We start from the raw sequence: 13,790 nt of genomic DNA, 5'->3' as shown, positions 1-13,790 counted from the left end.
CGTCCGGCGAACGAATCGCGCGCCATACCTGAGGATGACAGGCTGAGTCCCATGACCGATCTCGACCGTTTCCGTACGGCCCAGGAGGGCGTCCACGAGCAGGCCCTCGCCGAACTGCGCGCGGGCAGCAAACGCAGCCACTGGATGTGGTTCGTCTTCCCGCAGATCGCCGGGCTCGGCACCAGCCCCACGGCGCGGAAGTATGCGATCAGTGACATCGAGGAAGCCCGCGCCTACCTCGCCGACCCCGTCCTCGGGACCCGGCTGACGGAGTGCGCGCAGGCAATGCTCGGCGTCGAGGGGCGCACGGCGAACCAGATCCTGGGCTACCCCGACGACCTGAAGCTACGCTCGTCGATGACGCTGTTCGCGCGTGCCGCCGCGGATCCCTCGATCTTCGAGGAGGTGCTGCGGCGCTACTACGACGGCGTCCACGATCCTGCAACTGTCGACCTGATCGGCGTACCCCGGGCGTAGCCGCAGGTCGGCGCCGTGGCTAGGGTGTAGCGGATCTTCGTTGCCTCGGAAGGGTGCCGGTCTTCGTGCGTCTCTCGATCGGTGTCCGGGCCCTCGTGGCCGCCGGTGCCGCAGTCCTGCTCGCCGTCGTCATCGGCATCGTCGTCCTCCTGGTCACCGGGGGGTCCGACGATGCCGCGTCCGGCGGCGGGAAGTGCGGCACGGCCGACGTCGCGAAGGGCCGGCCCGTCGAGGCGTCGTCGTCCGAGTCGGACGCGATGAGTCCCTCCTACGTCACGGACGGTAATCCCGAGACGCGGTGGGGCAGCGCGTGGGGCGACCCGCAGAGCATCCAGGTCGATCTGGGCGCCTCGATGCCGATCTGCCGGGTCGGGATCAAGTGGGAGAAGGCGTACGCGACGGCGTACGACATCCAACTCAGCGATGACGGCCAGCAGTGGACCGCGGTCTACAGCACGACGACCGGCACGGGCGGCGACGTGACGGCCGGTGTCGCCGGTTCCGGCCGCTACGTACGGGTGCTCCTGCGCGCCCGCGCCACCGTGTACGGCTACTCGATCTGGGACATCCAGGTCAACTCGGGTGCCGGGGCGAGCACGGCGCCGTCCATGCCGCCCGGAGCCACGACCGAGCAGCTGCTGTCGTACATGAAGCCCGCGGAGGCCTCGTCGACCCGTGACACGTCGCAGTGCACCCGATGCGACGCGTCACGAGTCGTCGATCAGGACACCGCGACGGAGTGGGTGACCGCCGAGGACAAGACCGGCCCGGCCTGGGTTCGCGTCGACCTCGGTGCGGTCGCCGATGTCCGCCGGGTCGAGCTGGTCTGGGGCAAGGCGTACGCGCGGGAGTACACCCTGGAGGGCTCCTGGGACGGCGACAACTGGACCCAGCTCTCCACGACGGACACCGGCACCGGCAGGGTCGACGACGTGCCGGTCACCGGGCAGGCGCGCTTCGTCCGCGTCTCGATGAAGAAGGGCCTGTCCGGCGCCGGGTATGCGCTGTGGGAATTCCGGATCTTCGGCACCGGGGGAGCGCCGATCGCCCCGCCCGGCGAGGCCGCGGTCCCGTCGGAGCCGTACTCACTGGTCTGGGGTGACGACTTCGACGGCGCGTCCGGGTCGGCCCCCGACCCGAAGAAGTGGGTGGCCGAGGTCGGGCCCGGCGTCACCGGTGAGCTGCAGTACTACACCAACAACCGCAACGCGGCGCTCGACGGCGACGGCAACCTCGTCATCAAGGCCAAGCGCGAGGTCACGCCCGGGTCCAAGTGCCCGCGCGACCCGGTCACCAGGAGCACGACCTGCCAGTACACCTCCGGCCGGCTCAACACCAACGGGCTCTACAGCCTCACGTACGGCCGGGTCGAGGCCCGGATCAAGGTCTCCGGCACGCAGGGGCTGTGGCCGGCGTTCTGGATGCTGGGCGCGGACCTCTACACCGGCAGGGCGACGTGGCCGAACTCCGGTGAGATCGACATCATGGAGCACATCGGGCGCGAGCCGGGGATCAGCTCGTCGGCGCTGCACGCCGCGGCGTACCACGGCGGGGACGGCATCGGCGGTAAATATCACACCGACGGAGATCTCTCGGACGACTTCCACACGTACGCCGTGGACTGGCGCCCCGACAAGATCGTCTTCTCGGTCGACGGGAACGCCTACTTCACGGCCGACCGCGCCGAGGTGGAGAAGACCCGAGGTCCGTGGGTCTTCGACCGCCCGTTCGTGATCCTGCTGAACAACGCGATCGGCGGCCCGTTCCCCGGCCCGCCCGACAGCCGGACCCGGCTACCGCAGGACATGGTCGTCGACTACGTGCACGTATATCGTTGAGCGTCGACGCTAGGGTGGGTTACCGGACGGTAAACACTTGCTCCAGAAGGCACATATAGCCGCCCCAGAACCCCCGATGCGCCCCTAGTCACACACGGCGGACACATCGTCCGTTTAGGATGCGTCGGCCATGCCAGAGCGCGCACCCCAGCGCCCGAATGCGAAGACGACCTTGACTACTCCCGATCAGACAGCAGTCATCCCCAAGCTGCGTGACGCCAAAACTCCGCGTCGCGATCCGTGGGGTGAGGACGAGGACCACTCGGACGTACCACCTGGCGAACAGGTGCACGTCAACTCGATCGGCGTATGGCCGTGGCTGCTGCCTGCCCTGCTCATGGCCGTGGTCGGCTACGCGGGCATCACCCGCCCGTCGCTCTGGACCGACGAGCTGGCGAGCTGGGGCATGACCACCGTGTCGTACGACGACATGTTCAAGGTCCTGAGGTACGTCGACGCGATCATCGGTCCCTACTACGTGCTGCTGCACGGCTGGACCGACCTCGTCGGCAACTCCGACCTCATGGTGAGGTTGCCGTCACTGGCCGCGATGGTCCTGGCCGCCGCTCTGGTCGGCGCGCTCGGCGCCCGCCTGGCCAGTCGCCGGGTAGGGCTCGCCGCCGGCCTGATCTTCGCGGTGCTGCCGTCCTCCGCCCGGTTCGCGCAGGAGGCCCGCGTCTACGCGCTGGCCACGTTCTTCGCCGTGCTCGCCACGGTGACGCTGGTCGCCGCGCTGCGCCGGCCGGGGTTCTTCCGCTGGCTGGGCTACCTGCTCGCCGTCGCGGTGCTCGGCGTGCTGCACCCGATCTCGCTGCTGCTGCTCGGCGCGCACGGCTGGGTCGTCTTCGCCCAGTACAGGCATCGCACCCTCGGCTGGATGATCACCGCGTTCCTCGGTGCACTGCCGGCCCTCCCGCTGCTCAAGTACGGCAGCGAGCAGAAGGCCCAGGTCTCCTGGATCACCAAGCCCGACACCTACACGCTGCAGCACTTCCCGGGTGAGCTCGTCGGCACCGCGAGCATCGCGGCGCTGATCCTCGTGCTCTCGCTGTTCGCCCTGCCGCTGCGCCGCCCCACCGCGCTCTACACCGCGTGGGCCGTGCTCCCGCCGATCTTCCTGGTCGTCGCCGCGCAGGTCACCCCGATCTTCCTGACCCGCTACCTGCTGTTCTCGCTGCCCGCGTGGGCCCTGCTCGCCGCGGTCGCGCTCGGCCGCGCCAAGATGGTCTGGACGGTGCTCGGCGTGCTCGCGATCGCCGGTCTCGCGGTCCCCGCGCAGCTGGACATCCGCGCCACCGACGGGCACGGCGAGGCCAGCCGCGAGATGGCATTGACCGTCGCCGATGGGTTCAAACCGGGCGACGGAATCGTCTACGGTATGACCGACCCGGGCGGTAACTGGGTGGGCCGCGACTCCATCGCCCACTACGCACCCGCCGGGCGCCGGCCCAAGGACGTGCTGGCGACGCAGCCACAGCGCACCAACGGCTCGTTCGCCGCCCTGGAGTGCCCCGACATCCCGAAATGCCTGGGCGACACCCCGCGACTGTGGGTGGTCCGGCTCGGCTACCAGGAGGACCCGCTGGGGGAGATGGACAACGGCAAGTCCGTGGTGATCGCCGAGCGGTACAAGGTCACGCAGACGTGGCGGCAGAAGGGCTTCACGCTCGCCCTGGCGGTGAAGAAGTGACGCGGTGAAGAAGTGACGCGGTTATGAAGGTGATCGGGCACGACGACGGCAAGGAGATGGGGAAGCGCGCATGGGCGTGAAATCGGGGGAACGCCAGGTAGCGCCGAAACGGCGAAAGCCGTCACCAGGTACGCGATCCGGCCCCACGTCGAAGCCGGAGCTGAACCTCAGCCGGGCCCAGCGCAACATCGTCACCCGCCAGGCATATCTCGACTGCTCCGAGACCGCCGGTCCGCCGATCTCGCCCGAGCGCGCCGACCAGCCGGTCATCTTCCGGCACATCGCGAGCCCCATGGCACGCGTCGTGATGACGCTGTTCGTGCTCGCCAACATCGCCACCGCGGGGCTGTTCCTCGGCTGGCTGCTGCTGCCCGAGCACGTCCCCGGCGCGATGGGCGTCGGCGCCGGCGGCTGGCAGCTCGCCGTCGCCCGGGCCAGCTACTGCGTGATGATCGTCGTCGAGCTGATCCGGCTCGGGCAGAGCGTCACCGTCTGCCTCTTCGCGTTCAACGCCAAGGACCCCGTCCCGATGGACCCGCCGATCGGGCTGCGGGTCGCGCTGCTGACCACCATCGTGCCGAGCAAGGAGCCGATCGAGGTCGCTGAGCGCACGCTGCGCCGCATGCGCCAGGTCCTCTACGCCGGGCAGGTCGACGTCTGGATCCTCGACGAGGGCGACGACCCGCAGGTCAAGGCGATGGCCGCGCGCATCGGTGTGAAGCACTTCAGCCGCAAGGGTCGCCCCGAGTACAACACCGAGGCCGGGCAGTTCCGCGCGAAGACCAAGTCCGGCAACCACAACTCGTGGCGCGCCGAGCACGAGCACGACTACGACGTCGTCGCGAACGTCGACCCGGACCACGTACCCATGATCAATTTCCTGGAGCGCACGCTCGGCTACTTCCGCGACCCCGACGTCGCCTTCGTGGTCAGCCCCCAGGTGTACGGCAACATGTACCAGAACTGGGTCTCGCACGGCGCCTCCGTGCAGCAGTACCTCTTCAACGGCATCATCGCCCGCGGCGGCAACGGCCTCGACGCGCCGCTGCTCACCGGCACGGGTCACCTGTACCGCCCGTCGGCGATGCGCGACATCGGTGGCTACCAGGACTCGATCATCGAGGACCACGTCACCAGCATCAAGATCCACACCGCGACCAATCCGGGTACGGGCAACCGCTGGAAAGGCGTCTACACCCCCGACGTGATCGCGATCGGCGAGGGCCCCACCTCCTGGGCGGACTACTTCAACCAGCAGAAACGCTGGGCGTACGGCGTCTGGGAGATCATCCTGCACCGCCGCCTGCACAACTCCAACAAGCTCGGCGTACGCCGACGCTGGGGTTACCGCCTGTTGCAGTTCTACTACCCGAGCGTCGCGGTCAGCCTCATGCTCGGCAACATCGCCACCGCCACGTACCTCGCCACCGGCGTCTCCGCGGTCGACCTCGACGGCACCACCTGGGGCCTGCTCTGGGGCGCCACCCTGGTCACCTGGTTCGGCATGCTGCTCTGGCTGCGCCGCTACAACATCGCGACCCACGAGCGCGAAGAGATCGGCATGCCGGGCATGGGCCTGGCCCTGTTCTGCGGCCCCATCTACGTCGCCGCCGGCCTCGCCGCGCTGTTCCGCCGCAAACTCGCGTTCGTGGTCACCGCCAAGGGCAAGATGCGCACCACCGAGTCCTTCGGCACGTTCCGCCTGCACCTGCTCTGGTTCCTGTTCGCCGCGGGCATGCTCGCGCTGAGCTACACCGGCCACCACGACTACACCCTGCTGCGCATCTGGGCCGGCCTGACCCTGCTCATGGGTCTCGCCCCGCCCCTCGCCGCCTGGATCTCCGGCATCAGCGCCCGCCGCCACCCGGAACCCCCGCCCCAGCCCCTCGCCGAGCTCCTCCCGCTCCCCGAACCGAGCGTCGAGGCCCCCGGCCCCGGCAACGTCGACACCGCCGTCATCCCCGTGGTCGCCCCGCACCCCGCAGCCCTTCCCGCCGCGGCTCTGCACTCCCCGGCGCTGGATGCTGCGGCCCTGGACTCTCCGGCCCTGAATTCCGCGGCCCTGAATTCTGCGACTCTGCCCGCTGTGCCGGTCATCCCCGCACAGCGCAACGCCCCGGGCCGGCGTCCCGGCCCTGTTGGCCCCGGCCCTGCTGGTCCTGCCCATGTTGGTCCTGCCCCTGCTGGTCCCGGCCCTGTTGGCCCCGGCCCTGCTGGTCCTGCCCATGTTGGTCCTGCCCCTGCTGGTCCCGGCCCTGCTGGTCCCGGCCCGGCTGTTCCTGCCCCTGCTGCCGTTCCTGGCCAGCACCCGGTTCCCCCGCAGCGGCCGGGCGCGGTTCCGTCGCAGCGCCCCGGGCCCGTGCCTGCTCAGCGTCCTGCGCCCGTTCCGGCCCAGCGCCCGGGGCCCGTGCCTGCTCAACGTCCGGGGCCCGTTCCCGCCCAGCGTCCTGGACCCGTGCCTGCGCAGCGGCCTGCTTCTCCGCCGGTCACCCCGACCGCACCTCCGCAACGGCCGCCGATCCCCGCGCGGCACCACATCCGCCCGCCGGTTCCGGTCATGCCCGCCCACGACGAGAACGACCCGCCGGCAGGCTGGCCACCACCCAACCGGCACGGCGGCCCCGCCCACCGCGACGGCGGCGCACACCGCGACGGGCGCGGCGTCGGTCCCGCCCGCCGCGACGGCCAGCCCGGTCCTGCGTACCGCGATGGCCGTCCTGACCCTGCGTACCGTGATAGCCGCCCTGACCCTGCGTACCGCGATGATCAGCCCGACCCTGCGTACCGTGACGGACAGGCCGGACCTGCGCACCGCCGCGACCAGCGGGAGGGACAGCGATGAAACCCACCGGACCCCAGCTGACCGTCTTCCTGTTCGTGGTCGGCCTGATCAGCTACGTTTTCGTGGTGGCGCCCAAGGTCGCCGAACGCCAGAACGCCGACGCGGTGGCGGAGGCGCTCGGCCTCGGCTCCGGCGACGACTCCCAGCACGGCGGCGGACAGTCGCAGGAACCGCAACTCTTCCCCGCCGCGGGTAAGCGGTTCATCGGCGTCACCACCAAGGAGGGCGCGTTCGACTTCAAGCCGGTCGACGCGTTCGAGGACACCACCGGCACGAAGCCCAGCGTCATGATGTTCAACGAGGGCTGGGTGAACGCCAAGTTCGACCGCTCCCCGTTCGACAAGATCGCGAAGCGCGGCATGCTGCCGATGCTCAGCTGGGAGCCGTGGAACTACAAGGACGACAGCGTCGACGACAACGGCACCCACGCCGACCAGCCCGACTACAAACTCTCCGCGATCACCGCGGGCGAGCACGACGCCTACCTCAAGGCGTACGCGAAGGGCGTCAAGAACCTCAAGTACGAGGTCGCGATCCGGCTCGCCCACGAGATGAACGGCTTCTGGTACCCCTGGGGCGCCAACGTCAACGGCAACAAACCCGGCGACTACGTCAAGATGTGGAAACACGTCCGCGGCATCTTCCAGGCCGAGGGCGTCAAGAACGTCACCTGGGTCTGGAGCACCAACGTCGTGCTCGACAACAAACTGGACCTCGCCGACTACTACCCCGGCGACGACCAGGTCGACTGGGTCGGCATCTCCGGCTACTACGGCACGGCGGGCACCGAGAACTACCGCACGCCCGGCAACATCTTCGACGCCACCCTCAAGGCGCTCAAGAAGGTCACCGACCGCCCCATCGTCATCACCGAGACGGGCGCCACGAACCAGTCGGGGCAGCGTACGAAATGGATCGGCGACTTCTTCGACTACCTCCCGAAGCACAAGGAAATCATCGGCTTCATCTGGTACGAAGCGGTCAAGGAACTCGACTGGCGCCTCGCCAGCACCCCAAAATCAGCGCAAGCCTTCGGACAGGAAGCCGGCGCGGCCCCGTTCCAGGTCACCTGGTCAGGCAGCATGCTCCCCAACACCGACCCCCCGACCTGGGGTACGGGCGCCACCCCCAGCTCCTCGCCGTCCCCGTCCACCTCGTCGAGCAAGAAGTCCTCGAAGAAACCGAGGACGTCGAAGTCCGCGTCGGCCTCACCCTCCACCGACTGACGGCCCCACATGCCCGACGTCATCGTGGTCGGCGGCGGCATCATCGGCCTGACCGCCGCCGCCCGCCTGCGCGCCCAGGGCGCCACCGTCACCATCTGGTCGGCCCACGACCCCCTCGACACCACCTCCGCAGTGGCGGCCGCGGTCTGGTACCCGACCCGCACCGACTACGACCCCCGCGTCCTGACCTGGGCCGCCGCCACCTACAGCGAGTTCCGCCACCAGGCCGCCGAGCACATCCCCGGCGTCCTGCTCCGCCCCACCCGCAACATCCTGGCGGCGGGCGCGGCCTCCGAGCCGTGGTGGGCCCCCGCCGCGGGCGAGGTCACCTACGCCGGCAACGAGGTCCACTTCGAGGCCCCGCTGGTCGAGATGGACACCTATCTACCCTGGCTGCGAACCCACCTCGCGTCATCGGGCGTCCGCATGCACCAGCGTCGCATCTCCGACCTGTCCGAAGCCCTGGCCGAGGCCCCGGTGGTGGTCAACGCCACCGGCCTGGCGGCGGGCCGGCTGTGCCAGGACCCCGAGGTCTTCCCCGTACGCGGCCAGATCCTCATCGTCGCGAACCCCGGCCTCACCACCTCGATCCGCACGGAGACCGACCCGCCGACCTACATCCACCCTCGCACCTCCGACGTGGTCCTCGGCGGCACCTACCAGGAAGGCGACGCCACCCTGACCCCGGACCCGGCCACCCGCACCGCGATCCTGCAACGCTGCGTCGCCCTGGTCCCCGAACTCGCCGGAGTCACCGTCCTGGCCGAGAAGGTCGGCCTGCGCCCGGCCCGCCACGGCGGCCCCCGCGTCGAAGCCGAGCACCGCGACAACGGGACGATCATCCACGCGTACGGTCACGGCGGCGCCGGCATGACCCTCAGCTGGGGCTGCGCCGACGAGATCACCCACCTCGCCCGCCAAGCGGCCTGACCCGCCGTCCCGCGCTTGCTGCTGGGGTGCCCGGCCAGCGCCTGACGCTCGCACTGCCCGACCCGCGCATCCCGCCGGCCGAGCCGCTGGCTAGACGGTTCGCAGGTCGAGGGTGTGCCAGAGCAGGGAATCCTGGTCGCCGGTCGCCCACCAGAGCATGCCGTTGCGACTGAACGCGCCCTCGACCGCCGTGCTGATCTCGACGGTACGGTCGCTGGTCAGGTCGTAGGCGACGAGGCCCTCGGTGCCGGTGAGGTCGGAGTCGGGGCCCGGCTCCGACAGCAGCTCGAAGCGGTCCAGCACCGCGACGTCGTTGATCGCGGCCCGGGCAGCGCCACCCGCGATCCGGCGCCGCGTCGTGCCGTCCGGGCGCATGGCGTCGATGCGGGCCAGGCTGTCGGTGGTCAGCACCATCACCCTGCACCAGGCCGGACTGCACGTGGTCAACTCCGTACCGGTCGTGTCGACCCGGATCTCCCGGTTGTCGGCCAGGGACCGCAGCGTGTGGGTACCGGTCTGGTCACCGGTCCCGTCGGTCAGCCACGGCCACGAGGTCAGCGCCCACTCACCGGGCTCGGCCCGCACGGAAACCCTGCCCCCGGTCAGCGGCACCGACCGGACCTCGGTCCTGTCCGTGCTGTCCGCGGCCACCCACCAGACCTTCCCGTCCGCGACCACCAGATCCCACTGCGACCCGGAGAAGATCGCATCCCCGGTGTCCCGGGTCACCCGCCGCACCTGCGAACCGTCCGTCTTGGCAGCCCAGAGCGACACCTTCTCCCCATCGGCGAACTCCGTCCACACCAGGTCATCCCCGGCCACGGTCACCGCCCCGAACTCGGGATTCGTCCCCACCGCCCGCCGCCGCAACTCCCGCACCCTGTCCCCACCCGCTTCGGCGTCCCCACTCGCGGCGGCGTCCCCACCCGCTGCGGTATCGCCATCCGCTGCGGTATCGCCATCCGCTGCGGTGTCGCCACCCGGTGTGTCCCCACCTGCGTCGCCCTCGGCGTTCGAGCTTGTGCCGGCGGTCCCCGGTGCGGCGTCCGTGCCGGCCGTTCCCGGTGCGCTGGTTGTGGTGCGGAGCAGGAGGCGGACCGCGGTGCCGTCCGGGCTCGGTGCCGTGCCCACCGCCGTGTGGGCGTCGAGGAACGTCTCCGGGTGGAAGATCGGCCCGTCCGGCACGTTCCCGGAGATCGTGGCACGCTGCGCGCCGGGCCAGGCCGTTTCGAAGCCCACCCTCCCCAGCGGCACAGCCGGCCCGTCATCCCTCGGGTACGCGATCAGCGCCCCACCCGCGACCACCGCCACCGCAAGCCCGGCCACACCACCGGCCCGAGCCCTCACTCGTACTGCTGCTTCGGTGGCGTGATCTCCTGCCAGCTCGTCACCTGCAGGAACGGGACCTTGGCGTTGTTGACGGGATCCGTGCCGACCTTGTCCGAATACGTCCCGATGATCTGCACCCACGTGTCGGCGGCAACACCGGCTGGGCCCTCGCCGGCCAGCCCGACCTTGATCGGGCGCCCATCGGCGGCGCAGCAGGACAGCACCATCCGGGCGAGCATCGGCTGCCCGTCCGGCCCCGGTGTCACGAACCCGGTCAGCCGGAGATGCCGTCCGGTCAGGCTGCGCCCCGCGTCGAACACGGCCCGCGACGCGTAGTCCAGCAGCGTGACGTCCACCGGATCGCCCGCGGGCAGCGCCGCGTAGTCGGAGTCGGAATTCTGCGCGGTCAGCACACTCCCGGCCTGCCCCGCGGCATACGACCCCAGCGCCGGCGGCGTGACGAGCAGCAACCCGAGCACGGGGAGAATGAGTAACCAGCCGATGCGCGGCTCATGGTCATGCGCGTGCCCATGCTCGTCGGCATCCTCGAGCACCGCCACCCCGCCCTGCCCAGCCGCGCCCTTCCCGGCCGCGTTCTTCCCTGCCGCATCCGAATCGGACGCACGCTGCCCGGCCGCATCCGAGGCGGCTGGGTCGTGCTTGAGCGTGGACGTCGCGAAGGCGCCAGCCGGGAGTGCCGCTGCAGACGCCGCAGTCACTGTCGGTGCGCTCACCTGGCCGTGGCTCGCGTCAGTGTCGGCGGGCGATGGTTTGCGGGGCGGGCGCAGCTCGTACCAGAGGGTCATGACTGCTGCCGCGACCAGGAGGATGCCGGCTCCGATGAGGAAAGGGCGCAGGCCTTCCTTGACGTAGCGCAGGTAGAGGTCGCCAATGCTCGCGCGCAGGATGGCGCCGCCGAACAGCAGCATGATGACTGCTTGTGCCTGCCGGTTCACAGGAGGATCACCCCCACGAGAGTGCCGGTCAGGATGCCGGCGACGAGGGTTGCCGGGGCGAAGCGGGACGCGAAGCGGCGGCCGAAGACGCCGGTCTGCATGCTGATCAGCTTCAGGTCGACCATCGGGCCCACGACGAGGAACACCAGGCGCGAGGTCAGCGAGAACTGGGACAGCGAAGCGGCCACGAACGCGTCGGCCTCGCTGCAGATGGAGAGCAGGACGGCGAGCACGGCCAGGGCAAGCACCGACAGCACCGGGTTGCTGGCCAGGCTGGTGAGCCAGCGCTCGGGGACCACGACGTTGATGGTCGCGGCGGCCGCGGCGCCGAGCACCAGGAACCCGCCGGCGTGCATGACGTCGTGGCGCGCTGCGGACCAGAACGCGTTGCCGCGGGACATGCCGTCGAGGTCGGGGCGATGGGGCAGTTTGATCCATTCCGCCTTGCCGAGGCGCAGCCACAGCCAGCCCATCGTCATCGCGACGATCAGGCTGGCGACGCCGCGGCCGACCACCATCTCGGGGTTGTTGGGGAAAGCCACGGCGGTCGCGGTCAGCACGATCGGGTTGATCGCGGGCGCGGCCAGCAGGAACGCCAGCGCGGCGGCAGGGGTCACGCCCCGGCGGATCAGCGAGCCCGCGATCGGCACGCTGCCGCACTCGCAGCCGGGCAGCACGACCCCCGCCAGGCTGGCAGCCGGCACCGCGAGGGCGGGATGCTTCGGCAGCGCCCGCGCCCAGAAGGATCGTGGCACGTAGACGGCGATCACCGCGGAGAGGATGACGCCGAACACGAGGAACGGCACGGCCTGCACCAGCACGGAGACGAACACGGTCGTCCACGTCTGCAGGCGTGGGCTGGAGATCAGCGACGCCAGCGGGCCGCGGAAGATCACGAGCAGCACCAGCAGGACGGCGAGCGCCTCCACCGAACCGAACCGGCGTGGGCGCGGTGCGGGCTCGTGAAGCAGGTCGTCGCTGGTCGCGGCCCCGGCCGGAGGATCGGCAGGAGCCGCCAGGTCGATCTCGTCGGTTGCGCTCAACGAACACTCCGGATCGGGGTCGGGGGTCGGCCGCGGCCAACCATACCGGCTCGCCCGCCGGGGCCCCGAGTTATCCACAGGGTGAAAGTCACCGATGCTGACCTGCGCATATGCACATCCGTCGGGAGGTTGTCCACAGGGTCCCCACCGCGAGGTTGCCGAAGTCCTACGATCGGCCCGTGAGCATCGAAACCCATGACGCCGCCATCGCCGCAGCCCACGACGTTGCGGCCGCCCTCGCCCCCGGCGCGATCGAGCGTGACCGCGCCGGCGCCACCGCCGTACCCGTCGAGGCCCTTGCCCTTCTCGACAATTCCGGCCTGCTGGGCATAACGGTCCCGGTCGAGGACGGCGGCCCCGGCCTCGGCCCGTCGACGCTGGCCGAGGTCACCCGCGTGATCGCGGCAGCCGACCCCGCGATCGCCCAGGTCCCGCAGGCTCACTATCTGCTCGTCGACATCCTGGCAGCCCACGGAGACAAAGAAACCCGCTCCCTGCTGTACGCGGATGTGCTGTCGAACAAACGCATCGGCAACGGCTTCGCCGAGCGCGGCGGCAAACACGCGCAGGACCTGAAGACCCGGCTGACCTCGGGCCGGCTCAACGGCCGGAAGTACTACACGACGGGCGCGCTGACCTCGTCCTGGATCGCCGTCAGCGCCCTCGACGACACGGGCCGCCTCGTCCTGGCCTTCGTCCCGCGCGACGCCGCCGGAGTCACCGTCGACACCGACTGGGACGTGATGGGCCAGCGAGCCACGATCAGCGGCACGGCCACCTTCGACGACGTCCCGGTGCAGCTCACCTTCGACTACGCCCACGCCTACGAGGTGCCCCAGCAGCTCGGCGCCCGCGCGCAGATCGTGCACGCCGCCATCGAGGTCGGGATCGCGGGCGCGGCATTGCGTGACGCCAGGGCGTACCTGAAGGAGAAGGCCCGCCCCTCCACCGAAGCCGTCCGCAAAGGAGCATCGACCGCAGCCGACGACCCGCACGTCCTGCACCGCTACGGCCGCATCGCGACCCGGGTCCACGCGGCGGAGGCCCTGCTCGCCGCCGCAGCCCGCACCCTCGACGAGATCGGCCTGATCCCCGAGTCAGCGGACGAGGCGGCCCGCGGCTCCCTCGCGGTCGCGGGCGCCAAGGCCTTCGGCAGCGAGGTCGCGGTCGAAGCAGCGTCGGAGCTCTTCCAGATGTGCGGCACCAGCGCCACAGCCAGCAAATACGACCTCGACCGCCACTGGCGCAACGCCCGCACCCACAGCGTCCACGACCCCCTCGACTGGAAATACCACCACATCGCGGCGTACGACCTCGCCGACGTCCTCCCGCCCAACCACGGCCAGATCTGACGGCGACCCCCATCCATCCGAGCTGTGGTCAGGAGTTTGATAGTGCCTCTGATCGATCTTGATCATGAAGTGCGGGCAGAGGTGAGCCGGGCGCCTCGACAGCATCT

Annotated in this window: 10 protein-coding genes; 7 read left to right on the top strand and 3 right to left on the bottom strand. The window is 70.3% G+C overall.

All coding sequences use genetic code 11. From position 1 onward, the window contains the following. Window positions 1-51 precede the first annotated feature (51 nt). From Aco04nite_RS20425 to Aco04nite_RS20400, 6 genes are all read left to right on the top strand, one after another. Window positions 52-477, top strand: coding sequence for a DUF1810 domain-containing protein (locus Aco04nite_RS20425; RefSeq protein ID WP_212998841.1), 426 nt, complete (start codon window positions 52-54; stop codon window positions 475-477). Window positions 478-542: 65 nt separating this feature from the next. Then, window positions 543-2,315, top strand: coding sequence for a discoidin domain-containing protein (locus Aco04nite_RS20420; RefSeq protein ID WP_212998840.1), 1,773 nt, complete (start codon window positions 543-545; stop codon window positions 2,313-2,315). A 172-nt stretch (window positions 2,316-2,487) separates the two neighbouring features. Then, a complete protein-coding gene (locus tag Aco04nite_RS20415) occupies window positions 2,488-4,005 on the top strand; it encodes a glycosyltransferase family 39 protein (RefSeq protein ID WP_212998839.1) in 1,518 nt (505 codons plus the stop codon). A 70-nt stretch (window positions 4,006-4,075) separates the two neighbouring features. Further along, on the top strand, window positions 4,076-6,847 hold the full coding sequence (locus tag Aco04nite_RS20410; RefSeq protein ID WP_212998838.1) for a glycosyltransferase family 2 protein: 2,772 nt from the start codon (window positions 4,076-4,078) through the stop codon (window positions 6,845-6,847). Further along, entirely contained in the window at window positions 6,844-8,073 is a 1,230-nt protein-coding gene (locus tag Aco04nite_RS20405; RefSeq protein WP_212998837.1) for a glycoside hydrolase family 26 protein, read from the top strand. The genes Aco04nite_RS20410 and Aco04nite_RS20405 overlap by 4 nt, the downstream gene beginning before the upstream one ends. 9 nt (window positions 8,074-8,082) lie before the next feature. Then, on the top strand, window positions 8,083-9,003 hold the full coding sequence (locus tag Aco04nite_RS20400) for an FAD-dependent oxidoreductase (protein ID WP_212998836.1): 921 nt from the start codon (window positions 8,083-8,085) through the stop codon (window positions 9,001-9,003). Between the two features lie 90 nt (window positions 9,004-9,093). Here the strand turns inward: Aco04nite_RS20400 and Aco04nite_RS20395 are convergent, their stop codons facing one another. The 3 genes from Aco04nite_RS20395 to Aco04nite_RS20380 are packed head-to-tail and all read right to left on the bottom strand — an operon-like array spanning window position 9,094 to window position 12,331. Continuing rightward, window positions 9,094-10,350 carry a hypothetical protein gene (locus Aco04nite_RS20395; RefSeq protein ID WP_212998835.1) on the bottom strand — a complete coding sequence of 419 codons (1,257 nt, stop codon included), beginning with the start codon at window positions 10,348-10,350 and terminating at the stop codon, window positions 9,094-9,096. After that, window positions 10,347-11,261, bottom strand: a complete 915-nt coding sequence (locus Aco04nite_RS48950) for a TIGR03943 family putative permease subunit (protein WP_244876145.1) — start codon at window positions 11,259-11,261, stop codon at window positions 10,347-10,349. The genes Aco04nite_RS20395 and Aco04nite_RS48950 overlap by 4 nt, the downstream gene beginning before the upstream one ends. A gap of 23 nt (window positions 11,262-11,284) precedes the next feature. Continuing rightward, on the bottom strand, window positions 11,285-12,331 hold the full coding sequence (locus Aco04nite_RS20380) for a permease (RefSeq protein WP_212998834.1): 1,047 nt from the start codon (window positions 12,329-12,331) through the stop codon (window positions 11,285-11,287). Window positions 12,332-12,510: 179 nt separating this feature from the next. Here Aco04nite_RS20380 and Aco04nite_RS20375 point away from each other — a divergent pair, with 179 nt between their 5' ends. Continuing rightward, window positions 12,511-13,683, top strand: a complete 1,173-nt coding sequence (locus tag Aco04nite_RS20375) for an acyl-CoA dehydrogenase family protein (RefSeq protein WP_212998833.1) — start codon at window positions 12,511-12,513, stop codon at window positions 13,681-13,683. Window positions 13,684-13,790: the final 107 nt, after the last annotated feature.

The organism is Winogradskya consettensis (assembly GCF_018332715.1).
GTDB classification, from domain to species: domain Bacteria; phylum Actinomycetota; class Actinomycetes; order Mycobacteriales; family Micromonosporaceae; genus Actinoplanes; species Actinoplanes consettensis.
Note: the sequence above shows the minus strand (reverse complement) of the source record. Positions and strands in the feature narration are given on the sequence as shown.